Annotated in this window: 16 protein-coding genes; 8 read left to right on the top strand and 8 right to left on the bottom strand. The window is 67.9% G+C overall.

Going from position 1 to position 23,568, the window contains the following annotated elements; translation table 11 throughout:
* Positions 1 to 114: 114 nt before the first annotated feature.
* Both AB0L82_RS23450 and AB0L82_RS23445 read right to left on the bottom strand, forming a co-directional pair.
* Positions 115 to 3,942 carry a multifunctional oxoglutarate decarboxylase/oxoglutarate dehydrogenase thiamine pyrophosphate-binding subunit/dihydrolipoyllysine-residue succinyltransferase subunit gene (locus tag AB0L82_RS23450; protein WP_364639864.1) on the bottom strand — a complete coding sequence of 1,276 codons (3,828 nt, stop codon included), beginning with the start codon at positions 3,940 to 3,942 and terminating at the stop codon, positions 115 to 117.
* Positions 3,943 to 4,055: 113 nt separating this feature from the next.
* A complete protein-coding gene (locus AB0L82_RS23445; RefSeq protein ID WP_364639861.1) occupies positions 4,056 to 7,859 on the bottom strand; it encodes an ABC transporter ATP-binding protein in 3,804 nt (1,267 codons plus the stop codon).
* A gap of 140 nt (positions 7,860 to 7,999) precedes the next feature.
* On the opposite strand from AB0L82_RS23445, the gene AB0L82_RS23440 reads away from it, so the two are divergent.
* The gene (locus AB0L82_RS23440) at positions 8,000 to 8,539 is read left to right on the top strand and encodes a VOC family protein (protein WP_364639858.1); all 540 of its coding nucleotides are present in this window, start codon (positions 8,000 to 8,002) and stop codon (positions 8,537 to 8,539) included.
* A gap of 22 nt (positions 8,540 to 8,561) precedes the next feature.
* Here the strand turns inward: AB0L82_RS23440 and AB0L82_RS23435 are convergent, their stop codons facing one another.
* The 3 genes from AB0L82_RS23435 to AB0L82_RS23425 all read right to left on the bottom strand — a co-directional run bounded on the left by AB0L82_RS23435 (position 8,562) and on the right by AB0L82_RS23425 (position 11,156).
* Entirely contained in the window at positions 8,562 to 9,353 is a 792-nt protein-coding gene (locus AB0L82_RS23435; protein WP_364639855.1) for an ABC transporter permease, read from the bottom strand.
* Between the two features lie 142 nt (positions 9,354 to 9,495).
* A complete protein-coding gene (locus tag AB0L82_RS23430) occupies positions 9,496 to 10,443 on the bottom strand; it encodes an ATP-binding cassette domain-containing protein (protein WP_364639852.1) in 948 nt (315 codons plus the stop codon).
* Positions 10,440 to 11,156 carry a hypothetical protein gene (locus tag AB0L82_RS23425; protein ID WP_364640491.1) on the bottom strand — a complete coding sequence of 239 codons (717 nt, stop codon included), beginning with the start codon at positions 11,154 to 11,156 and terminating at the stop codon, positions 10,440 to 10,442. The genes AB0L82_RS23430 and AB0L82_RS23425 overlap by 4 nt, the downstream gene beginning before the upstream one ends.
* 247 nt (positions 11,157 to 11,403) lie before the next feature.
* Here AB0L82_RS23425 and AB0L82_RS23420 point away from each other — a divergent pair, with 247 nt between their 5' ends.
* Positions 11,404 to 12,243 (top strand): helix-turn-helix domain-containing protein, encoded by an 840-nt coding sequence (locus AB0L82_RS23420; RefSeq protein ID WP_364639849.1) that lies wholly within the window; start codon positions 11,404 to 11,406, stop codon positions 12,241 to 12,243.
* 4 nt (positions 12,244 to 12,247) lie between these two features.
* Positions 12,248 to 12,682: a VOC family protein gene (locus AB0L82_RS23415; RefSeq protein ID WP_364639846.1), complete on the top strand. Its 435-nt coding sequence runs from the start codon at positions 12,248 to 12,250 to the stop codon at positions 12,680 to 12,682.
* 45 nt (positions 12,683 to 12,727) lie between these two features.
* Here AB0L82_RS23415 and AB0L82_RS23410 read toward each other — a convergent pair whose 3' ends face one another.
* Complete coding sequence (locus tag AB0L82_RS23410; RefSeq protein ID WP_364639843.1) at positions 12,728 to 13,753, bottom strand: glutathione S-transferase C-terminal domain-containing protein; 1,026 nt, start codon at positions 13,751 to 13,753, stop codon at positions 12,728 to 12,730.
* A gap of 99 nt (positions 13,754 to 13,852) precedes the next feature.
* On the opposite strand from AB0L82_RS23410, the gene AB0L82_RS23405 reads away from it, so the two are divergent.
* Both AB0L82_RS23405 and AB0L82_RS23400 read left to right on the top strand, forming a co-directional pair.
* The gene (locus AB0L82_RS23405) at positions 13,853 to 14,647 is read left to right on the top strand and encodes an enoyl-CoA hydratase/isomerase family protein (RefSeq protein WP_364639840.1); all 795 of its coding nucleotides are present in this window, start codon (positions 13,853 to 13,855) and stop codon (positions 14,645 to 14,647) included.
* A 111-nt stretch (positions 14,648 to 14,758) separates the two neighbouring features.
* Positions 14,759 to 15,997 (top strand): AMP-binding protein, encoded by a 1,239-nt coding sequence (locus tag AB0L82_RS23400; protein ID WP_364639838.1) that lies wholly within the window; start codon positions 14,759 to 14,761, stop codon positions 15,995 to 15,997.
* Between the two features lie 54 nt (positions 15,998 to 16,051).
* Here AB0L82_RS23400 and AB0L82_RS23395 read toward each other — a convergent pair whose 3' ends face one another.
* Positions 16,052 to 16,786: a tyrosine-protein phosphatase gene (locus AB0L82_RS23395; RefSeq protein ID WP_364639835.1), complete on the bottom strand. Its 735-nt coding sequence runs from the start codon at positions 16,784 to 16,786 to the stop codon at positions 16,052 to 16,054.
* A 432-nt stretch (positions 16,787 to 17,218) separates the two neighbouring features.
* On the opposite strand from AB0L82_RS23395, the gene AB0L82_RS23390 reads away from it, so the two are divergent.
* Both AB0L82_RS23390 and AB0L82_RS23385 read left to right on the top strand, forming a co-directional pair.
* Entirely contained in the window at positions 17,219 to 17,701 is a 483-nt protein-coding gene (locus AB0L82_RS23390) for a TetR family transcriptional regulator (RefSeq protein WP_364639832.1), read from the top strand.
* A 122-nt stretch (positions 17,702 to 17,823) separates the two neighbouring features.
* On the top strand, positions 17,824 to 18,999 hold the full coding sequence (locus AB0L82_RS23385; RefSeq protein WP_364639828.1) for an amino acid deaminase/aldolase: 1,176 nt from the start codon (positions 17,824 to 17,826) through the stop codon (positions 18,997 to 18,999).
* A 13-nt stretch (positions 19,000 to 19,012) separates the two neighbouring features.
* Here the strand turns inward: AB0L82_RS23385 and AB0L82_RS23380 are convergent, their stop codons facing one another.
* The gene (locus AB0L82_RS23380) at positions 19,013 to 22,360 is read right to left on the bottom strand and encodes an AAA domain-containing protein (protein ID WP_364639825.1); all 3,348 of its coding nucleotides are present in this window, start codon (positions 22,358 to 22,360) and stop codon (positions 19,013 to 19,015) included.
* Between the two features lie 495 nt (positions 22,361 to 22,855).
* Between AB0L82_RS23380 and AB0L82_RS23375 the strand changes: the two genes are divergently transcribed.
* The gene (locus AB0L82_RS23375; RefSeq protein ID WP_364639822.1) at positions 22,856 to 23,557 is read left to right on the top strand and encodes an alpha/beta fold hydrolase; all 702 of its coding nucleotides are present in this window, start codon (positions 22,856 to 22,858) and stop codon (positions 23,555 to 23,557) included.
* Positions 23,558 to 23,568 lie beyond the last annotated feature (11 nt).

Genomic DNA, 23,568 nt, shown 5'->3' with positions numbered 1-23,568 from the left:
AGCCTATGACCAGTACATTCGCGCCGAACGGGATGTAACGCGCCAGCTAGGGGACAAACGGCGCCGGGCCGGTTCCCGTGTGGGAATCCGGCCCGGAACGTGAAAACGGTTGTGCTAGACGGTCGGTGCGAACGCCTCGCCGATGATCTCGGCCTGCTCCACCGCGTGCACCTTCGACGAACCCGAGGACGGGGCCGACATGGCGCGCCGCGAGATGCGACGCAGCTTGGCGAAGCGGGCGGGCAGGATCTCCGGGAGGTTCAGGCCGAAGAAGGGCCATGCGCCCTGGTTGGCCGGTTCTTCCTGGACCCACACCAGATCGGTGGCGTTGGGGTAACCCTCCAGCGCCTCGTTCAGGCGGAACTTCGGGATCGGGTAGAGCTGTTCGACGCGCACGATGGCCACGTCGTCGCGCTTGTTCTTGTTCTTCTCCGCGACCAGCTCGTAGTAGATCTTGCCGGAGGTCAGCAGTACGCGCTTGACCTTCGAACGATCACCGTCGCCGCTCTCGTAGGTGGGCTCCTCGAGCACCGAACGGAACTTGTTGTCGGTGAAGTCCTCGACCTCGGAGACCACGGCCTTGTTGCGCAGCATGGACTTCGGGGTGAAGACCACCAGCGGACGGCGGATGCCGTCGAGCGCGTGCCGGCGCAGCAGGTGGAAGTAGTTCGACGGGGTGGAGGGAACCGCCACCGTCATCGAACCCTCGGCGCACAGCTGCAGGAAGCGCTCGATACGACCGGAGGTGTGGTCCGGACCCTGACCCTCGTGACCGTGCGGCAGCAGCAGCACGACCTCCGACAGTTGGCCCCACTTGGCCTCACCGGAGGAGATGAACTCGTCGATGATGGTCTGCGCGCCGTTGACGAAGTCACCGAACTGCGCCTCCCACAACACCAGTGCGTCGGTGTTGCCGAGCGAATAGCCGTATTCGAAACCGACGGCGGCGTATTCGGACAGCGCCGAATCGTGCACCGCGAACCAACCCGGATTCTTGGACCCGATGTTGTGCAGCGGGGTGTACTCGCCACCGGTCTTGCGGTCGATGATCACCGAATGCCGCTGCGAGAAGGTGCCGCGACGCGAATCCTGACCGGTCAGGCGAACGGCCTTGCCCTCGTCGATGAGCGAACCGAAGGCCAGCAATTCGGCCATGGCCCAGTCGATCTTGCCCTCGTACGCCATCTCGCGGCGCTTCTCCATGACCGGCTTGACGCGCGGATGCACATTGAAGCCGTCGGGCACGTTCACGAACGAATCGCCGATGCGCTGCAGCACGGTCTTGTCCACCGCGGTGACCAGCGTGGTCGGCATCTTCTGCTCGTCCTCAACCGACGGGGACGGCTCCGGAACGTACTTCTCCAGCTCGCGCACCTCGTTGAAGATCCGCTCCAGCTGCCCCTGGTAGTCGCGCAGGGCGTCTTCGGCTTCCTTCATGGAGATATCGCCACGGCCGATCAGGCTCTCGGTGTAGGCCTTGCGGACCGAGCGCTTGGTGTCGATGGCGTCGTACATGTTCGGCTGCGTCATCGAGGGGTCGTCGCCCTCGTTGTGGCCGCGGCGGCGGTAGCAGATCATGTCGATGACCACGTCGCGGTTGAACCGCTGGCGGTAGTCGACGGCCAGCTTCGCAACCCACACACAGGCTTCGGGATCGTCACCGTTCACATGGAAGATCGGCGCGCCGATGAACTTCGCGATATCGGTGGAGTACTCGGTGGAGCGCGAGTACTCGGGCGCGGTGGTGAAGCCGATCTGGTTGTTGACCACGATGTGCACGGTGCCGCCGGTGCGGTAACCGCGCAGACCGGACAGGTTCAGCGTCTCGGCGACGACACCCTGACCGGCGAAGGCCGCGTCACCGTGCAGCATGAGCGGCACGACGGAGAAGCTGCGCGCCTCTTCGCCCTTGGTGACCAGGTCTTCCTTGGTGAGCAGATCCTGCTTGGCGCGAACCAGACCCTCCAGCACCGGGTCGACGGCCTCGAGGTGCGACGGGTTGGCCGTCAGCGAGACCTCGATGTCGTTATCGCCGAACATCTGGATGTAGGTGCCGCGCGCGCCCAGGTGGTACTTCACATCGCCGGAGCCGTGCGTGGCGGCCGGGTTCATATTGCCCTCGAACTCGGTGAAGATCTTCGAGTAGGGCTTGCCGACGATATTCGCGAGCACGTTCAGGCGGCCGCGGTGCGGCATACCGATGACGACCTCGTCCAGGGCGTACTCGGCGCACTGATCGATGACGCCGTCCATCATCGGGATGACGGACTCCGCGCCTTCGAGCGAGAAGCGCTTCTGGCCAACGTATTTGGTCGCGAGGAAGGTCTCGAACGCCTCGGCCGCGTTGAGCCGGGACATGATGTACTTCTGCTCGGCGACGGTCGGCTTGGCGTGCTTCTGCTCGACCCGGTCCTGAATCCATTGCAGCTGTTCGGGATCCAGAATGTGGGTGTACTCCACACCGACGTGGCGGCAGTACGCGTCACGCAGGATGGACAGCACATCGCGCAGCTTCATGCGCTCCTGGCCGTGGAAGCCCGCGACATTGAATTCGCGATCCAGATCCCACAGGGTCAGGCCGTGCTGGGTGACATCCAGATCCGGATGCGAACGGAACTTGTCCTTCACCAGCCGCAGCGGGTCGGTGTCGGCCATCAGGTGACCGCGGTTGCGGTACGCCGCGATCATCTCCTGCACGCGGGTCGACTTGTCGATACCGCGTTCCTTGATGTCCTTGCGCCACCGGATGGGCTCGTAGGGCACGCCCAGGCCGTGGTGGATCTCGTCGTAGAACTCGTCCGAGATCAGCAGGTTGTGGATGGTCCGCAGGAAATCGCCGGACTCCGCGCCCTGAATGATGCGGTGATCGTAGGTCGAGGTCAGCGTCATGAGCTTGCCGATGCCGATTTCGGCGAGCTGCTCATCGCTCATGCCCTGGAATTCGGCCGGGTACTCCATGGCGCCCGCGCCGACGATCGCGCCCTGACCCTGCATGAGCCGCGGCACCGAATGGTTGGTGCCGATGGTGCCCGGGTTGGTGAGTGAGATGGTGACGCCGGAGAAGTCGTCGGCGGTGAGCTTGCCGTCGCGCGCGCGGCGCACGATGTCCTCGTACGCGCTGTGGAACTGCGCGAAGGTCATGGTCTCGGTGTTCTTGATGGCCGCGACCACCAGCGAACGGTTGCCGTCCTTGCCCGGAAGGTCGATGGCCAGGCCGAGATTGGTGTGCGCGGGGGTGACCGCGTTCGGCTTGCCGTCGATCTCGGCGAAGTGCCGGTTCATGTTCGGGAACGCCTTGACCGCCTGCACGATCGCGTAACCGAGCAGATGGGTGAAGGAGATCTTGCCGCCGCGGGTACGGGCGAGGTGGTTGTTGATGACCACCCGGTTGTCGATCATCAGCTTGGCCGGGAAGGCCCGGACGCTGGTGGCGGTGGGGATGGCCAGCGACGACGACATGTTCTTGACGACGGCCGCCGCCGGTCCGCGCAGGATCTTGGTCTCATCGGCGGTCGCGGCCTTGGGCGCGCCCGTGGTGGGGGCGGCGTTGGAGGCCGGAGCCGGGGTGGTCTGCGGGGTGCGCACCGCGGGCGCGGGGGTGGCCAGCGCGGCGGGGGCCGGATTGGTGGCGGGCGCATTGTTCGCGACCGAGGTCGGCACGCTGTTCGTGGACGGTGCGACGCTCGGCGTGGCCTTCGGCGCCGCGGGGGCCGCGGGCGGCGGGGTGACAGGGGGAGCTACCGCAGCTGTCGCCGGGGTAACCGGCTGGCCGTTGCCGGTATCGCCGGGAGTGGACTCCGGCGAGTAATCGGCGAGGAACTCGTGCCAGCTCTCATCGACCGACGACGGGTCTTGCTTGTACTTTTGGTACATCTCGTCGACAAGCCACTGGTTCTGTCCGAACTGGTCTGTTGAGCTGCTCACAGCAGGTGTTCGCCTCATTTCGTTCTTCGCGCTGCGACGTTTGTGACGTGCCCGGCACGGGTAATCGGCGGATGCGCGCCGACGCGCCCCCTCTGAGGATATGCCCACCCCCGTAAGCCCATGGGCATGGACTACCACCGAGCGGACACGTTCCTTAGTGACGACTCGTCCTCAACTGAGAATATTCCTTCGGTGGCCTGTGCCGCAGCCCAGAGGCGGGAGTACCCGCCGTGTGTTGATAGCAGTTCTTCATGAGTGCCGATTTCGGCGATCCTGCCCTGGGCCACCACGGCGATCAGATCGGCCTGCGCGGCGGTCGCGAGGCGGTGCGCGACAATCACCGCGGTCCGCCCCTGCGTGACCGATTCGCTTGCTACCAGCACCGATGCCTCGGCAGCCGGATCCAGGACCGCGGTGGCCTCATCCAGCAGCAGCAGATCCGGCTGCACCAGTTCGGCGCGCGCCAGTGCGATCAGCTGACGCTGTCCGGCCGAGAGTCCACGGCCGCGTTCGCCCACCGGCTGGCGCATTTTCAGCGGTAGCGCGTTGATGGCGTCCAGTGCGCCGACCGCCGCGGCGGCCGCCTCGATCTCCGCTGAATTCGCAAAAGGTTTGCCGAATGCAATGTTGCTGGCGATGTCGCCGGTGAACAGGTGAGCTTCCTGAGGAACGACGCCCAGCCGCGATCGATAGTCGGTGAGCCGATAGTCGCGGATATCGACGCCATCCACGCTGATCGTGCCGGTTTCGGCGGTAATGCGATGCGTCCCATAGGAATCGGCTATCGAGCCGGATATATCACCGTGCCGACGATCGTGATTTCCGTCATAGGGCATGTCGTACAACCGCGCCAGCAGTTTCACGATGGTCGATTTCCCCGCGCCCGTCGCACCCACGAGCGCGAGGCTGGTGCCCGGCGGAATGCGCAGCGTGACACCGTCCAGCGCGGGGGTGTCGGTGCCCGGATAGCGGAAGCGCACATCGTCGAAGACCACCTCACCGCGCAGGCGGCCGGGCACGGCGACCGCGTCGGCGGGATCGGCGGCGATGGAGGACGGGGTGCGCAGCAGTTCCCCGATGCGGCGCAATCCGACTCGCGCCTGCTGATAACCGTCGAAGAGTTGGGAGAGCTGATGGATCGGGCCGAACAGCAGCTCCAGATACAGCACGAACGCCACCAGCGTGCCCGCGGTGGTGACGCCGTTCGCGACCTCGCGCGCACCCATGAACACGACCGCGGCCAACGCCAGATCGGCCCATGCGCCGACGAACGCGAAGAACAGCGCGATGGCGCGCTGCGCCCGCATCCGGCTCACGCGATAGCGGTGCGAATAGCCGGTGAAGCGCTCGGCCGAGCGCCGCTCGTGCCGATTCGCCTGCACCGCACGCAAACCCGCGACATTCTCGGCGAAATCGCCGTTCACGGTGGCGGCGTGCTCACGCGATTCGGTGTACGCGGCATCGGAGACCCGGCGGAACCACCAGGTGGCCAACAGCAATGGCGGCAGCGACAGGAAAACCACCAGCGCCAGTTGCGCATTGATGACCAGCAATGCCACCGCGATGCCGAGCACCATGAGCACGCTGACCAGCGCATCGGGCACTCCGGTTTGCAGGAAGGTGGAGAGCGCGTCGATATCGGTGGTCATGCGGGTCAGGATCTTGCCGGACAGCTCGCGCTCGTAATAGTCCAGTCCGAGCCGTTGCAGATGCGCGTAACTGCGCACCCGCAGGCCGTACAGCACCCGCTCACCCGCGCGGGAACCCCACACCAGCGCGGTCGAGGCGGCCAGCCAGCCGACGCCCGCCAGCACCGCACCGATGACGGCGGCCTTGGCCAATGCCGCGCCGTCATGGTTGGTCACGCCGGAGTCGATGGCGTACCGCACGATCGATGGAAAGCCCACTCCGACAATCGCATCCACCGCCAGTAGCAGTACCGCGGCGATGACCAGCCAGCGCACCGGCCGCATGGCTTTGCCCAACCGGAATTCGGTATCCGGCTCGCGCAGCTCGGCCGGATCGAGCTCGGGCAGCTCGTTCGCGGCGGGCAATTGCGCCAGCGATTTCCGAACCTCGTGCGGCGTATCGGGATCCAGCCCGGCGTCGGCCTCCAGTCCGGTGCGCGCGGGTGCCGCGATTGCCGGGCCAGGTGTGGATTCCCCGCCCGGAGCGGGCAGGCGGATGATGCGGTCGGCGTGGGCGAGGGTGGATTCGCGGTGCGCCAGGATGAGGGTGGTGCGCCCGGAATCGGTGGGCAGCGCGGCGAAGATGGCAGCCTCGGTGAGCGCGTCCACGGCGGAGGTGGCGTCGTCCAGGATAAGGATGCGCGGGTTCGCCAGCAGCGCGCGGGCCAGCGCGATGCGCTGGCGCTGACCGCCGGACAGGGTGAGGCCGCGCTCGCCGACCACGGTGTCGTATCCGTTGGGCAGGGCGCGAATGAATTCGTCGGCGGCGGCCTGGACCGCGGCCGTGTGGATTTCGTCCTCGGTCGCCTCGGGGCGGCCCAGCGCGATATTCGCGGAGATGGTGTCCGACAGCAGGAAGGCCTCGTCGAAGACCACGCCGACGGCATCGCGCAGTTCGGTGGCGCGCAGGTCGGCGATATCGGCGTGGGAATCGTTGCCGTACAGCGAGATCCGGCCGGAATCCGGGGTGTAGAAGCGGGGGAGCAGCAGCGACAGCGTGGATTTACCCGAACCCGCCGGACCGATGATCGCCACCGTCTCACCGGGGGCCACGGTCAGATCGAAGTCGTCGAGAATGGGCCGCTTCGGATCGAATCCGAAGGTGAGACCGGAGATCTCGATACCGAGCGGCCCGGCGGGCAGTGCCACCGGATGTTCCGGATCGGTGCGTTCGGGCGCGCTGTCGATGACCTGGTGCACGCGTTCGGCGGCGGCGCGGGTGAGCTGTGCCATCACCACCACCATGGAGATGGTGCGGGTGGCATTGGTCATGGTGGACAGGTAGGCGGTGAAGGCCAGCAGGGTGCCCAGCCCGATCGCGCCGTGCAATGCCAGCACACCGCCCGCGGCGATGACCGCCACCAGCCCGGCCTGCGGCACCGAGGACAGCGTCGGCCCGAATCTGGCATCGATGCGGGCGGCGCGCATGCGCTCGGCATAGAGCTTGCGGCCGTGCCGTTCGAGCAGATCCACCATGCGGGCTTCCTGCCCGAAGCCCTTCACCACGCGCACGCCGGTGACGGTCTCCTCGACATGCTGGGCCAGATCCGAACCACGCTGCTGCGCCGACCAGGTGGCCGCGTACAGCCGCGGGCGGACGCGATAGACGACCAGCGCGAGCACCGGCACCACCAGCAGTGCGGTGAGCGCCAGCGGCGGGGACAGCCACAGCATGACGCCCGCGGCGAGCACGAATTGCAGTACCGCGAGCGAGGACCACGGACCCATGGCGAGCAGGCCCTGCACCAGGGTCAGATCGCTGATGGAGCGGGACACCACCTGCCCGGTGCGCAACGCGTCCTGGCCGGGACCGTCCAAACGCTGAAGCGCCGCAAGCAGATCCACGCGCAATTCGTGCTGCACATCGAGCGCGAGTTGCCCGGCGGCCATGCGGCGGCCGAAGGAGGACAGGAAGCGGCCGACGGCCAGCAGCGCCAGCAGCCCGGCCATGGCGGTGATGATGCCGGTGTTCCCGGCGGTGGCTCCATCGAGCGCGCGCTTGGCCAGCAGCGGCCCGGTGACCTCGACCGCCGCACCGATCAGCACCGCGACGGCGATACCCGCGAGCAGCCAGGGATGTTCACGGCAGCGCTCCCAGAGGCGGCGCAGCCACCCGGGACCGGCCGCCGCTCCGACAGCCGCGTTTTCGGGCGCTCCCGTGGCAGCCGCGTCCCCGCGAGCCGTCGTCGCGCCCGTTCGAGCCTGGTTCACCCCGTTTTTCTCCACCCCGGCCTCATCCACCTTCATCACGCTCACCTAGTGCCGTAACGACGGCCCTCCCCCCAGTTTGTTCCCGCCCACCGACAATCCCGGGGTCGCGGGCGTGTCGGTGCGCGAAGTCGGACTCGCGCTTGTGCGGGGGCGCGATGGCGTGGTCCGCTGGATTCATGCCGATTCAGCGTCTCAATCACGCCGTCCTGTTCGTCGCCGAGTTGGAGCGGTCGGTGGCCTTCTACGAAGAGGTGCTCGGCTTCCGCCGGCTGCCGGGCGGGTTCCCGGGTGCGGCGTTCCTACAGGCGGCGGGTTCGGCCAACGATCATGATCTCGGCCTGTTCCAGTCGCCGGATCCGTCGGTCGCGCATCGCACCGGCCGGGTCGGCCTGTACCACCTGGCCTGGGAGGTGGACACGCTCGCCGAATTGCAGCGCGTCAAGGGTGTGCTGTCGGCCGCGGGCGCATTGAACGGAGCCTCGGATCACGGCTCCACCAAGGCGCTCTACGCCGCCGATCCGGACGGTATCGAATTCGAAGTGTGCTGGCTGGTACCGGATTCCGCCGTCGAGGAGGAACTGACCACCATGGCCGCGCCCACCTCACCGCTGGATCTACCCGCTCTCATCGCGAAGTACGGTGCGGACACCCCGGGCGGTCCGCGCACCGATCACGAGGTGTGGCGTCGCCTGTTCGCCGACCGCGGCACCGACTGAATCCGAACTGCCGGAACGGGTCTCACAGGTCGCGGCGGGTGAAGAACCACCATGCCGCCGCGACCGCGCCGCCGGTCCAGATCAGCAGTACCGCGATGGCGGCGGGGGTGGGCGCGATGAACGCGCCCTTGGCGTAGGCCCCATTGGTGATCGCACCGACGGTCGCCGAGATCGGCAGGATATTCGCCAGTCCGCCGAAGCCGACGGCCCGCGCGGTGATCCACACCAGCGGCTCGAGCACCGCCACCGCGATCATGGCCGCGATCGCCCGCACCGGTGTCCGCAGCAGAAAGCCCAGTGCCGCACCGATAATCGACCAGCAGATCACCGCGAAGGCGACCCCGCCGAAGATGGCAAGCAGATTCGCGGTGAGCGGCACCCGATCCCGCCCGAACAGCAGGAGCGCCGCACCGCCGAGCGCTTCCAGCCCCAGCGTGACGACCAGCGAAACCGCCGCCGTCACACCGAGTTTCGCGCCGAACAGCAGAGTGCGGTCCGGGGTGAACAGCGCGCTCAACCCCAGTGACCCGAGTCGATACTCATCACCCGAGGCCACCGCCCCGAGCATCGCCGCCAGCACCACCGCCGCGAGTAACGCCAGTCCGGGCGCGATGGCGGACCCGGTCGTGAACAGGAATCGATCCCGCACCGCCGCATCCGCCGGTTCGAAGCTCAGCCCCATGATCGCGAACGCCACCACCCCGTACCCCACCAGCACCCCGGCCACCCGCCGGTTCACCCGCAGGGAGGTGATCTTCCGAAACTCCGAATCCGCCGCCCGCAGTACAGAATCCGGCACGACATCCAGAATCATCGAAAATCCTCTCGTAGCTGGCCACCGGCCGGACGGGTCCGGCCGATCATCGGCGATCCCGCCACAGCGTCATGAGCACGTTCGGCCGGTGCGGACGCGGCGTCCGATGCGGAAGCGCGCGGGCCCTTCGCGCGCGCTGCGGTCAACGCGGCATTCCGTACATGGTGGGGGCCGGGTAGGGCTGGGCCGCGGGGGCGGTGTGGGCCAGGGCGGCCAGCACCTGGTCGGGGTGGATATGTTCCGGGGTGATCTCGGTGAGCTGGACGCGGGCCTGGGAGGCGGCCGATTCCAGTTGGGCGAGTGAGGCTTCGGCGACGGCGAGGCGGCCGTCGGGGCGCATGACGGCGTCGGTGAAGCCCGCCGCGGCCAGGGCCGTTGCCAGGGCGATCGGGCTGCTGGCGCGCACCAGCAGGCGATCGGGGTGATTGCGGCGCAGCCGTGCCGGGCTGCCCTGATAGGTGATCTTGCCGCGGTCCAGCACGATCAGCTCATCGGCGACCGGCAGTACCGTGCTCAGGGTGCGGGAGGTGAGCAGTACGGTGCCGCCGCGCCGGGCGTGCGCGCGCAGATATTCGCTGAGCCAGGCGGTTTCGGCCCCGTCGAGCCCGTCGAAGGGATCGTCGAGCAGCAGCAGCGGCGGATTGCCGAGCAGGGCGATCGCCAGCGCGAGGCGGGTGTGCGCACCGGGCGGCAGGGCACGGGTGAACTCCTGCGCGAGAGTGTCCAGGCGGGTCAGCGCCAGCACCTCGTCGATCCGCTCACCGGAAACACCCGCGGCCGCGGCGAATACGCTCAACTGCCCGCGCACGGTGCGGGCCGGATGCAGTCCGCGCGGGGATTGCACCGCGCCCAGCACCTGCTTTCCGCGCGGTGCGGCGGCCGGACCGCCGAGTTCGGCGGTACCGGAGTCCGGGCTCAGCTGGCCGAGCAGCAGGCGCAGCACGGTGGTCTTACCCGCACCGGCCGGGCCCGTGAGCGTCGCGACCTTGCCCGCGGGCACCACGAAACTCACATCGTCGACGGCGGTGACAGTGCCGAAGCTCTTGCTCAGCCCGGCCGCGGCGAAGGCGAGCGGTCGCGCCGGGCTCACTGCTGCTTGGTCCGGGGCGCGGATTCCACGGCCGGGAACGGATCGGCGTCGATGACCAGCGGTTGCGGCCACACCGCGGGCGGTGCGCCGAAAGCCTTGCGCGAGTTGTCGATAATGCCGTGCCCGAGCGCGCGGTTGCCGAAACCGCCGATGGCCGCGCCGATTCCGGCCGGAATCACCTTGCCCGCCATGAGCGCGGTGCGCTTGGCGAGGAACTGCATGACGAATCGCTTGAGCAGGGTGTCGTTCATACCGCTGATGCCCGGAATCTTCCCGGCCATGAGCGTGCCCCAGTTCTTGGCGGAGCTGCCGACGCTCTTCTGCACGATCTCCATACCGCTCTCGCCCATGACGACGGCCAGCACCAGGGCGCGGCGGCGTTCCTTGTCATCGGGCGCGACGCCGTGCACGGCCGCGACGGCGAGGGTGTAGACCGCGGAGGCTTCGAGGAAGAACGCGGTCTCCGCGCTCATGGCCGCGATCGAGGCCATGGTGCCGACGCCCGGCACGGCGGCCGTCGCGCCGACGGCGGTACCGCTGCCGGTGACGGCGGTCAGGTACAGCTTCTCGATCCGGGCAATGATCTGCGCGGGGGATTCGCCCGGGTGGCCATCACGCAGCTTCCCGACATACTTCGCGACAGCGGGGGCCTGGACCTGCGCCCCATTGTCGAGCAGCGAGACGACTGTCTTCTCGAGCCCGGCCTTGAACATCGCCATACCCCTAACATTCGCGCGGTCCTCCGACCGAAACTCTATTGCACGGCTTCAACGATCCGCGAGACCAGCCGGTTCCGTCTCAGCGCGGCTCAGCCTCGACGAGACTTTCACCGGTCACCTGGAGGCATAGCCGTTTTCGCGGCGCGCATGCGGGCCGGACGTGGGTGAGTTCCGGGAGTTCTCCCGAAGGTCGCCGGATCACTCCTTACCCCTGTCGGACACGCGGCATATCGTGGGCTTCGTGGCGGGTGTGTCGGAAGGCGCGAGCGGAATCCCGGATCCGCGATTGCGCCCTTACGTCCTCGGATACGAGGGCTACCTGTTGCATGGGTTCGATCCGGGCACGCATATCGGGATGCCCGCATCGGTGCTGACGGTGATCATCACCATCGACGAGCCGATCGAGGTGCCGGTCTCCTCACATCCGGATCAGCCGGGCGGAACCTGGGAGATGCTGGCCAGCGGCCTCACCACCCGGCCGTGTCTGATCGCGCACAACGGTTATCAGCACGGCGTGCAGTTGGCTCTGACCCCGCTGGGCTGTCGCGCCCTGTTCGGCATGCCGGTCTCGGCGCTGGGTTCCTGGATCGTGGATCTGTCCGAGGTGTTCGGGCCGTCCGCGCGGGAACTGCGGGAGCGGCTCGCGGGCACCGCGCAATGGCCGCGCCGTTTCGAGATTCTGGATGAGATCCTGCTGCGCCGCATGCGCCCCGTGCGGTGGGATCCGGAGCTGGTGCGGGCCTGGGACCTGCTGGCCGGACCGGATCCGGCGGTGCGGGTGGCGGCGGTGGCCGATGAGATCGGCTGGAGCCGAAGGCATCTCGGCAATCGATGCAGTGCCGAACTCGGCGTGAGCCCGAAGGATCTCGCGCGCATTGCCCGGTTCGAGCGTTCGCACGCCACGCTGCGCCTGCCGGAACCGCCCGTGCTGGCCGAGGTCGCGATCCGCTCCGGCTACTACGACCAGGCGCATATGGCCCGTGAGTGGCGTGAACTCGCCGGGCTCCCGCCGTCGGTGTGGCGTGAGCGCGAGGAGTTCCCATTCGTCCAAGACCAGCAGCCCGCCGGGATAGCAGGCTGAGGTCATGACCGAAACGACGACATCAGCAGCTTCCACCGCAGCGCCCACCGGCACCGTTCTGGTGTGGCCGACCCTGGTCTACCGCGACGCCACGGCCGCGATCGACTTCCTCGAGCGGGCCTTCGGTTTCGAGACCGTCGCCCGCCACAATGACGGCGATATCGTCGCGCACGCCGAACTGGCCTGGCCCGCCGGCGGCGCGATCATGCTCGGTTCGTCCCGCGAGGGGATGGCTCTGGATTGCCAGCCGCCCGGGGTCGGCTCGATCTACATCGTGGTGCCCGATCCCGATGCCATCTATGCCCGGGCGAAGGCCGCGGGCGCGAACATCACCCGCGAACTCCGCGATGAAGAAGGTTACGAGTCACGCGGTTTCGTCTGCCGTGATCCCGAGGGCGTGTACTGGAGCTTCGGCACCTACGGCGGCGAAACCCGCTGACCCGGTTCCGGCCGCGCGGGGTGGCCGGAACACTGTCGCACGGTGTCAGGCGGGCTGGTGCCCGGCGGGTACCCGCTCGGCGGGGAGCGGCGGCTCGGGCGGCGTGCCTTTGCCGAAGGGGTTGCCGCCCAACGCTTCCCGGCCGTGCGGGGTCAGCCAGTTGGCCAGGTCCGGGCCGTCGGGAACGATCCTGGTCGGATTGATATCGGTGTGCACGATGTAGTAGTGCTGTTTGATCTGGGTGAAGTCGGTGGTGTCACCGAATCCCGGGGTCTGATACAGATCCCGGGCGTACGCCCAGAGCGCCTCGAATTCGGTGAGCTTCTGCCGATTGCATTTGAAATGCCCGTGATACACCGGATCGAATCGCGCGAGCGTGGTGAACAGTCGCACATCGGCTTCGGTGATGGTGTCGCCCACCAGGTATCGCTGGCCGGTGAGGCGTTCCTCGAGCCAGTCGAGCGCGGTGAACAACCGGTCGTAGGCGGCGTCGTAGGCGGCCTGGTCGCCCGCGAATCCGCAGCGGTAGACGCCATTGTTGACCTCGGTGTAGACCCGCTTGTTGACGGTGTCGATCTCCGCGCGCAGGTCCTCGGGGTAGAGCTGGGGCGCACCGGGCCGGTGGTATTCGGTCCATTCGGTGGAGAAGTCGAGGGTGATCTGCGCGTAGTCGTTGGTGACGATCTGCCCGGTCGCGATCTCCGCGATGGCGGGCACGGTGATACCGCGCGGGTAGTCGGGGAAGCGGGCCAGATACGCATCGCGCAGGAAGTGGATGCCGAGCACCGGATCCACCTCGCCCGGATCCAGATCGAAGGTCCAGCTGCGCTTGTCATGCGTGGGTCCGCAAAGCCCGAGGGACAGTACGGATTCCAGTCCGAGCAGCCGTCGCACGATGAGCGTGCGATTGGCCCACGGGCAGGCCCGCGCCGCGACCAGCCGATACCGTCCGGGTTCGACGGGGTAGCCGTCGCGTCCGTCCGCGGTGATCCGCGTGGTGATGTAGTTGGTATCGCGTTTGAACTCGCCCGGCTCGACGTACGCGCCGTTTTCGGCTTCCGAGGTGGTCACCGGATCAGTCTTGCAGATCGGCGGTGCGGGCGGCGGTGCTCCGCGACGCGCTGCGGATCCGATCTATCCCGGGGATGTGACTGCGCATACATTCAGTTCATGACCGACTCGAAGCCCACCCGTCTGGAACGCATCGTCACCGAGGGCGGCGCGCAGGCCGCGATCATCACCATCGCGCATCCGCCGCTGAATCTTTTCGACCAGGCCCTGCTGGACTCGCTCGCCGACGATATCGGGGAACTCGCGACCGATACTCCGCGCGCGGTGCTGTTGCGCGCCGAGGGCAAGCTGGTGTCCGGCGGTGTGGACGTGCATGTGTTCGACGGACTTTCGATGGCCGAGGGCGCGCAGCTGTGGCAGACGCTGTTCGCGCGCATCATCCATCCGCTGGAGGCGCTGCCCTGTCCGGTGATCTTCTCCGCGCACGGCCTGACCCTGACCGCGGCCTTCGAGATCGCGCTGGCCTGCGACATCATTCTGGCCGCGCCCAAGGCCAAGTTCGGTCTGGTGGAGACGGTGGTCGGCCTGACCCCATCGATGGGCGGCCCGCAGCGGCTGGCCGAGCGCGCCGGTTCGGGTCGCGCCCGCGAATTCGTGATGACCGGTGACCTCTACGACGCGTCGACGATGGCGGACTGGGGTGTGGTCAACGCGGTGCACGAGGATGTCGACACCGCCGCCCGCGCACTGCTGGCGCGGCTCGCCGACGGCCCGACGCGCGCGCACGCGGCGACCAAGGAGATCATCGGCGCCTGGCGTTCCGGTGGTGTGGCGCATGCGGATTCGGTGACGCCGCAGGTCTCGGGCCAGCTCTTCGCCACCGATGATCTGCGCGGTGCGGTCAAGAGTTTCCTCGACGTCGGCCCGGGGAAAGCCACGTACACCGGGCGCTAGTCGTTTCCGTGCCGTGACGTCTCGACTACGTTTGCCGACAATCCGCCCACGGATGTGATGTGCATCATATAGTCACTGGTGCCTGCAGGCTCGAGGCGCTCGGAGGGACGGATGTCGCAGTTACTGGTCGAATACCCGCACTCGCGAAATGCCTGGTGCGACAACCCGGTTGCGCGCGGTGCCGATGGCATCCTGCGCTACGGGAACCTGACCCCGGCGCTCACGGAATTGCTGGATGTGCAGGTACACAACTTCTCCGCGCGGGAGGCGGTGGTCGAGATCGGCGGCCCCCGCCTCACCTACCGGGAGCTCTGGTACTCCGCCTCCCGGATCGCAGGAGGATTGCAGGAGCACGGAATCGGTTACGGAGACCGGGTCGCAGTGCGAATGCCGGTGGGCGCGCGCTGGGTGCAGGCGTTTCTGGGCGCGCTGCTGTCCGGCGCGGTGCCGGTGCTGGTGCATGACGGTTTGCCGGATGCGTTGGCGGAACGCGTGATTCGCGATGCCGATGCCGATTACATGCTGGACGGCGGTGGCAGCGCGGCTAATTACCGCGAGGCGCTGCCGGATGGCGCGGCGTTCATCGATGACGGTGCGTCGCTGGGTGAGCTGGCGCTGCTCTGCTACACCAGCCCCGGCGCCGAGATCGGGCCGCGCGGTGTGGAGCTGACCAACGAAAACCTTTTGTCCGCAATCCGTTCCGTGGTCGGCACGCTCGATCTGCCGAGCGAGGGGCTGCGCAATCTGGTGCTGCTGCCGCTCGCGCACGCCAGCGGCTGTGTGGATCAGTTGCTGCCCACCTTCGCGGTCGGCGGCACCGTGGTGCTCGCCCCGGATCCGGCGGTGATCGCGAAAACGCTTGTCGCGGAACGAATAGACATGGTCTCCGCGACCCCCAGAATCTTTGCGGGCCTACTGCCCGAACTTGCGGGCCTGCGCCTGGATCGGGTGCGCCAGGTCTGCAGCGCGGGCCACCGCGCCGAACTCGCCGCCGCCGACCATTCCACCTCGGATTCGGTGGCGGCCGATCTACGTGAGATCTTCCCCGAGGCCCGCCAGTGGTCGGTCTGGGGCGCCACCGAAACCAGCGGTATCGGCCTGGCCCGCGATGACGGCGCGGCCGCCCGCGATGTCCTCGGATTCCCTTTCGGCGGAACCGAACTCGCGCTCTGGGGTCCGCGCGCGGAAGCGGGCCACGGCGAACTCCTCTGCCGCGGCCCGAATGTCGCCCCCCGCTACTGGAACGACCCGCAGACCACCGAATCCCGCTTCACCGGCGCGTGGTTCCATACCGGCAACCACGTGAGCATCGACCCGGACGGCCTGGTCCGCCGCTCCCGCGCCGAATAACGGACAGCGTCGACCGCGACCTTGCCGGTCGCGGCCCTGTGTCGTGTGCGGTGCTTACCCGACCAGGCGGGTGCGCAGGGCGTCGCGCTGGGCGGTGTCGATGCCGACCTCGATGAGGTAGCCGTCGATGCCGCCGTACATCTCATTCATGGTGTTGGTGCCCGATTCGAGGTATTCGGGGCGTACGCCGAGCAGATCGTCGGAGAGTTCCTCATCGGTATCGCCCGCCATGTAGGCGCGCAGTACCGGGACCGCGTCATTGCTGAGCAGGTAGTCGGCGTAGACGTCCTCCTCGGTGACCTCGACCGCGCGCAGCAGTGTGGCCACGGCCCAGCCGGTGCGGTCCTTGCCGGCGGCGCAGTGCACCAGGGCGGTGCCGGTGAGCACCGAATCGGCCAGCGCCTTGATCGCGCTGTGCGCCTCGGGCATGGCCGGGAAGAGCCGGTAGACCTCGAGCATGTGATTGGCCGCGGTGACACTGCGGCGCGCCTCGTGCGGCGGGGTCTCACCCATGCGCGGGTCGAAGGGGGTGACGTGCAGGCGGACCTGGTCGGGGAGGGAGTCGTGGCCGATGAGGTCGATTTCGGCGAACCCGCGCAGGTCGTGCACATCGGTGACGCCGAGTTCCAGCAGCCGGGCGTGGCCCTGGTCGTCGAGGCGGCTGAGCTGGGCGGAACGCAACAGCACTCCATCGCGCACGGAGGCGCCCGCGGTGGTGCGGGCGCCGCCCACATCGCGGAAGTTGAAGGTGCCGTTGATCAGGAGGGGGTCGTGGCGCGCTGAAGTCACTCGGCCAGGCTATCGGTGGGCGTCCGAACGGAGGATGTCGAATCCGGCTAGTGGACGTGAATTTCGTGTCGCTACCGGCGCGTTGCGAGGGCGTGGCGGGTTCGGACGTGTGGGTTCGCGCACACTCGCTATCTTTAGCGGTACTGGCTTTCATAAAATACCAAGCGGTTCTAATGCCTGGTTTACCGGGCGATCGATGAATTTCGACGATTCCCATTCGATCGCGGACGAGTAGCGATTAGGTAACGAAACAATCTTCCGGTACGAAACCGGCTATCAAAGCTGGTCATCGACCCAGAAAAAGACGTATCGTTGAGACCCGTTGAACGGGTACGCCCGGGTCCTGCTCGGGGATCAGTGCTGATCTGCAAACCCGTTGAGCGAGCCGCGCAAGCAAGATGCGCGAATCTTTTTCGCCAAAGGGAGTCGTCGTTGAGCGCTAGTGGAGAAATCGTCCAGGTCGGATTGCGATCGGCCATGTCCGAGGCGATCGAAAAGGCCGCCGATTCGCTCGACATCACCGGTAGCCGTGCCCTGCGAGTGCTGCTGCACGCGGGGGTGAGCACCCTCTGGCCGATTCTGAAGTCCTCGCCGGACCGGCAGTTACGCGCCTATGAGGGCACGCTGGCGGTACTGCGCCGACGCTGGGAGGGCGGTCAATCGGTCTGTGTGCCGGATCCGGTGGCGTCGGCCATGTTCCGGGACCTGGATCAGGAGGTGACCGCGTTCCTGGAGCTGTGTGCGCAGCGGTCCGGTACGCAGTGGCTGGAACCGGTGGACGCGATCTCCGCGTATCTGGTGGCGGTGATCCAGGGCATGGTGCTGCGCTGGCTGGCCGACTGCGATGACGAGATATCGCTGGTCGTGCTCGATGACCTGGTGTCGTACCTGTCCACCAAGGCGCTCGACCTCTGACCCGGCGCTCTTACCTCTGTTTTCGATCTTTCGCTGCGCATTCCCTGCGGGGCTGCTCCGGTGTCGCGCGCCAACTTTCCGAATTGCTGGACGCATGACCAGTTTCGTGGTCGAATGAACTTGTGAGCGAACCGTCGCCGATCGCGGGGCTGCACGCGGCCACCGCCGAGCTAGACCCGCCCCTGGCCGCCGTCGACCTGGCCGCCCTGCGCGCCAACGCCGCCGATCTGGTACGCCGCGCCCGCGGAGTGCCGATCCGGGTGGCGAGTAAATCCGTGCGCTGCCGCGCCGTCCTCGAAGAGGTGCTCGGCAGCGACCTCACCGCATCCGGCGGATTCGCCGGAATCATGGGTTATTCGCTCGCCGAGGCCATTTGGCTGGCCGGACTGGGCGCGCGGGACATTCTGCTCGGCTATCCCACCGTCGATCGCGGTTCGCTGGCCAAACTCGCCACCGATCCGGTGCTGCTGGACGCGATCACGCTCATGGTCGACGATCTCGACCAGCTGGACTTCATTCGCGCCGCCGTCGGCAGCGATAAGCCCGCGCCCCGGGTGTGCATCGATGTGGATGCCTCACTGCGCATCGGGCCGCTGCATCTTGGCGTGCGGCGCTCACCCATTCATTCCCCCGAACACGCCGCCCGGGTCGCCGGTGCGGCGCGGCGGCGCGGGTTCCGGGTGGTCGGCGTGATGACCTACGAGGCGCAGATCGCCGGGCTGCCGGACACCAATCCCGCTGTGCGACTGGTGAAGAAGGCGTCGGCCTTCGAGATCGGACGACGCCGGCGGCAGGTCGTCGAGGCGGTGCGCACCGAGATCGGTGAACTCGAGATCGTCAACAGCGGCGGTACCGGGTCCATCGAGGTGAGCATCTCCGATCCCGATGTCACCGAGGTGACGGCGGGCTCCGGGCTATATCTGCCAACGCTTTTCGACGGTTACCGCAATCTGGCTCCGCGCCCAGCGATGTACTTCGCCATGCCGGTGCTGCGGCATCCGGCCGAAGGCATCGCCACCGTCTTCTCCGGCGGCTACATCGCCTCCGGCCCGGCCGGGGCCACGCGCGTCCCGAAACCGGTGTGGCCCAAGGGTTTGAGTCTGATCGGCACCGAAGGCGCTGGCGAGGTGCAGACCCCGCTCACCGGTGCGGACCACCTCGCCATCGGTGATCGCGTCTGGTTCCGGCACGCCAAGGCGGGCGAACTCCTCGAACGCTTCAACCAGGTGCAGCTCGTCGCCGACGGCGAGCGCACCCAGGTGCCGAGCTACCGCGGCGAAGGCCAGAACTTCGGCTGACGCCGAATCCCGTTCAGACGCGGTCGAGTTGCAGGACCGCGGCGAGATCGGACAGTTCGGCCGCCGTGGTCGGCAGGTATTCGGTGAGCAGCGGTGAGCGGACGATGATCGCCGCCCACATGGCTCTGGAGATGGCGCTGGTCAGCCAGTGTCTGGACACCAGCGCGCCGATGCCGTGCGGGGCGTCCTTGGGTGCGGAGGTAGCCATGGAGACCAGCACGACCGCGGCCTCGCGGCCCTGGAAATGGTCCGCCGTGCCGACCAGCACATCCTCGATCCTGGCGCGGGACAACTGGGTTCGAATGCGCGCCACCTGCGCGTGATACGGCGCGACCACCACGATGTCGTGCGGATGCAGGCGCCGGGTGACCGCCCCGGTCTGCCACGGCAGGCCGAGCAGATTGCGCACCTGGCGCACGATCTCGCGGGCCTCCTCCGCGGATTCGGTGCTGTTGCCGTGATGTTCGATGGTGATCGTCCGCACGCCCGGCTCGATGCCCTCGAGTTCCCTTGCCAGGGTGACGGTTTCGTTCGACCGCAGCCGATTGTCATAGCGCAGTCGCGATACCGGGCCGCAAACGCGCGGATGCATGCGCCAGGTGCGATCGAGGAAGTAGCCGAAGGCTGACGGCAGGGTGCGATGCGCGCCGACCAGGCGGCCCAGTACCGAATCATGCACCGGCTCCGGATGAATGCCGTGCCCGCCGGCGGGCGCGGGATCGCCCACCAGCAGCAGATTTCGCGCGCACAGTGCCACCGCGACCGCATCGGCGAGCGGGTATTTCCCGGCGTCGGCGATCACCAGCAGGTCCAGGCCGTCCCGCGCGATGCGGCTCGGATCGGCGAAATCCGTCGAAAGTCCGCCCACCACACCGCCATTGACGGCATTGTCGAGGAAGCGCTCATATTTGGCGGCGTCGATGGGCAGCCATTCCGGGGCCACCGACTGCGCTTCGGCTTTGGCGACCAGTTCGGGCAGCACGCCCACCTGCACCACCGCGTCCAGCACATGCTCGACCACGGCGTGCGTGCGGCCGACTACGCCGACGCGCCATTTGTACCGTGTCACAAGCCTTTCCACCACGCGCGCGGTGGTGGCCGTCTTACCGGTGCCGGGCGGGCCCTGCACCGCGATATAGGAGTCCTCCAGCTCGAGGATCGCGGCGGTGACGGCGGCGGCGTGATCACCGAAGACCTCGGGCAGCGGTTTGCCCTCGCGCAGCCGGGGCGGGCGGCCGCACAGCAGATCGAAGACGGCGTTGTCCGGCACCTCCGGCAGGGTCACCAGCAGCTGGTGTGCGATGTCCTCGAGCGATTCCTCCAGGTATTCGCTGCGGCCCGGCGGGCAGGGCGCGATGGCGGTGGGCAGTTCGTCATAGGGTTCGCAGCCGTCCGGCAGCAGTTCGACGACGCGCACCACATCCTCGAAATTGGTGTCCAGGGCGCAGCCCAGCACGGTCGCGTGCGCGGCCGCGCGCTGACCGGCCAGGGCGGTCAGACCGGGTGCGGAGCGGTCGTACAGGGTCAGCACCCGGGTGCCCGGCTTCGGTGCGTCGCCGGTGCCGAGCCTGCCGGTCAAGGTCAGATAGCGGCGCATGGGCCGGTGATCGGTGCTGTGCCATTTGGTATCCACGGTGCCCCAGTCGGCGACCAGTACGCCGGGCGTCTCCGCCCACTCCTCCACGGGATGATCCAGCCGATCGTCATGCGCCCAGCGCAGCGGTTGCCGTTCGCGCCGGAAGTAACCGGCCGCCGCCGCGGTGAACGCGGCGGCGATCTGCGCCGAACTGCGTTCGCGGCCATCGCGATAGCCGGTCTCGGCGAATTCGCGCAGCGCCGCCTCGACCTCGTCGGGGCCGGTTTCCCAATAGTCGTAGGACATGCGCCGGGCCGGTGTCACGTTATGCTCGCGCGCCACCTCGAGTAGCCAATCCCGCAGTCGCCGAACATCTTCGGGTCCGCTGCCGGCCAGCCCGCCGGGAGCCGGGGGAGCGGTGGCGCCGACCTGATTCGGGGGGAGCTGGCGCAGGTCGTAGCAGCGTTCGCCGACGATCATGGCGGCGCGGACGATCGGGTAGAGGTCGACCAGCGCCGGAAGCAGTTCGGCGACAACGTCTTCGCCGTCCGGATAGCGTTCGCCGATCGTGCTCAGCAGCGGGCGCAGATCACCGCGGTAGTGGTGGATGCGCAGATCCGGATGCTCCCACTGGCGTTCGGTGAGGAAGTCCAGCAGGGCGTCGGCGTCATCGGTCCAGGGGGAAATATCCTGTGCCGCAGCGGTATCGGTGGCCGAGACATCGTCACCGGTGTGAATGACGAAGGTGTGCACGCGATCCGCGGACCAGTTCGACCACACCTCGATCCGATCGGGCGCGGTGCGGCTGACGAACAGATCGCCGAGGCTGGGTTTCGGCAGTGCGGCCAGAGCCCCGGCATCGATGAGGGAGTGTGCGGGATGGCCGGTGCTCGCCCGCTCCAATTGCAGTTCGGCCTGCCGGCGCAGGGTGCTGAAGGTCGGGCCCGGCACACCGGTGACGGTGGCATCGGCGGCGGCGAGCCGCTGCACGGTGGTGATTCCGGCATCACGGAGCTGCGCCCGGGTGGCGGGCCGCATACCCGCCACCAGCAGCAGATCGCGGCGGGATTCGAGTTCGGCGGTACAGGTGGGGCAGCTGCCGCAGGCCAGGAACCGACGATCGCCCCACTGCACGGGCAGTAGCTCCCCGAGCTTGGCCTCGAGAATCCGGTGCAGCCGATCCCGGCGCGCCTGATGCACGACGGCGATATCGGCCAGCGAATGCGTACCGGCCACACCGTCCACCCATAGCCGGGCCCGCGCGGCGGGCCGGAAACCGCACCGCCGCAACGCATCCGCCATGGCGGCCAGGCTCAGCAGCGCCGGAATCCGCCCGCTCCGCCCGACCACCGCCGCGGGCAGATAGTCATAGGTCTCCGGATCGCTGTCGTGCACCAGGAAATCGCAGCGCGTGGCGAACTCCCCGTCGAATACGACCGCCCCGGCGACCGCCTCGGCCTGCCCCCGCAGCGCCGCCAGCGTTTGCTCATGCGCATCCCGCAGCGCCGCGACCGCCGCCTCCGCGTCGACGGATCCGTCCGCGCACTGTTCGACCCCGGGGACGCGCACGCGCACGACCCTGTTTCCGTACCGGTCCCGCAGCTCCGCGAGCCGATGTTCGACCGCCCGATCCCAGGCATGCGTCAGCACACCGGGCGCCGGATATCCGATCGACGTCACCAGCCCCAGTTCGGCGTCGAGCCCGCGCAGCAGCGCGAACTCACAACGCGCCGCCGACACCAGGTCACCGGTGCTGCACACGACACGATCACCGAACAGAATCAATCGCGGCCCTCCTGTGTCTCTCCGCCCGACACCCGCGACCCGCACACGCCATTACGTGCCGAGTCGCGCCATAGCGTAGTGACTCCACAGCCGATCCCGCGTGGCCAGGTAGCCCCCGCACACCCCCGCTCCCCGGCCCAGCCCCCGGTCGATTTCACCGGATTGCCGGGCCACGTTGCGGGACAACACGACTCACACCCGCCCGCCGTCACCCCGCCCCTGTCCAGGCCGGTAGCCCCCTGGAAACCTCACCCGCCTTTCCGGCGTGTCGTCACCCCGCCCTTCCCGCCGGTGCACCCTCCTGACCCGCCGATTCGGTCGAATCGGACCAACTTTCGACCCGCTGAGGTTCGAGCCCATCGCCTCGCCCGCGCGGAATTCCGCGCGTACCTGATCGTGCGGACCTGTTCACGGCCATCACCCGATTGGGCGAGCGCGGGGCGCGTTGCTCGGCGGGCCGAACTCTCGCCGCGCGGCGTTTGCGAGAATCGCCGGATGCCGTATTTCGAAGGTGGCCGCGGTCGGCTGCACTACCGCCGCTGGCCGGTCACCGATCCCGCGGCAAGAATCGCGCTGCTGCCGGGCACCGGCCAGCACAGCGGCCATTACCACCGCTTCGCCCGCACCCTGGAGCCCGCTCGCATCGAACTGTGGACCCTGGACACCTCCGGCCACGGACTCAGCGAGGGCGACGCCGAACGGCCAGGTACTTTGCCTGAATTGTCTGCTGACGCACGGGCATTCCTCGATCAGGCCCCAGCCGATTCCGTCCCGCTGTTCCTCATGGGGCATTCGCTGGGGGCAGCCACCGCTATGGCCGCGCTCGGCCCACTCGCACCTGCGCTCACCGGGCTGATCCTCTGCGGCACGCCGCGCGCGGTGCTGGAAGGCAAACCTCCGAAGTCCGCCCGGGGCAAGGACACTCCCACCACACGCGGCAATGCCTCGACCGCAGGTGGCGGCTCGCGATCGGGGGCCGCGACGGGACCGGTTGTGCCCGAGAGGCTTCCAGTGCTGTTCGTGCACGGAGTCGATGATCGGCGCACGCCGATCGAACCGGTGCGAGCGTGGGCCGCAACCGTGGCAGCGGAGTTCCGGGAATACGCCGACGCCGGGCACGACCTACTGCATGAGCCGGTGCACGCGGAGGTCAGCGCTGATATCGCGGACTGGGTCGGCAGGTTTGCCGTTCGCTGAGTCAACCTGGC

This window comes from Nocardia sp. NPDC052001 (assembly GCF_040680615.1).
Taxonomy (GTDB): domain Bacteria; phylum Actinomycetota; class Actinomycetes; order Mycobacteriales; family Mycobacteriaceae; genus Nocardia.
This window is presented reverse-complemented; position numbering and strand designations above follow the sequence as displayed.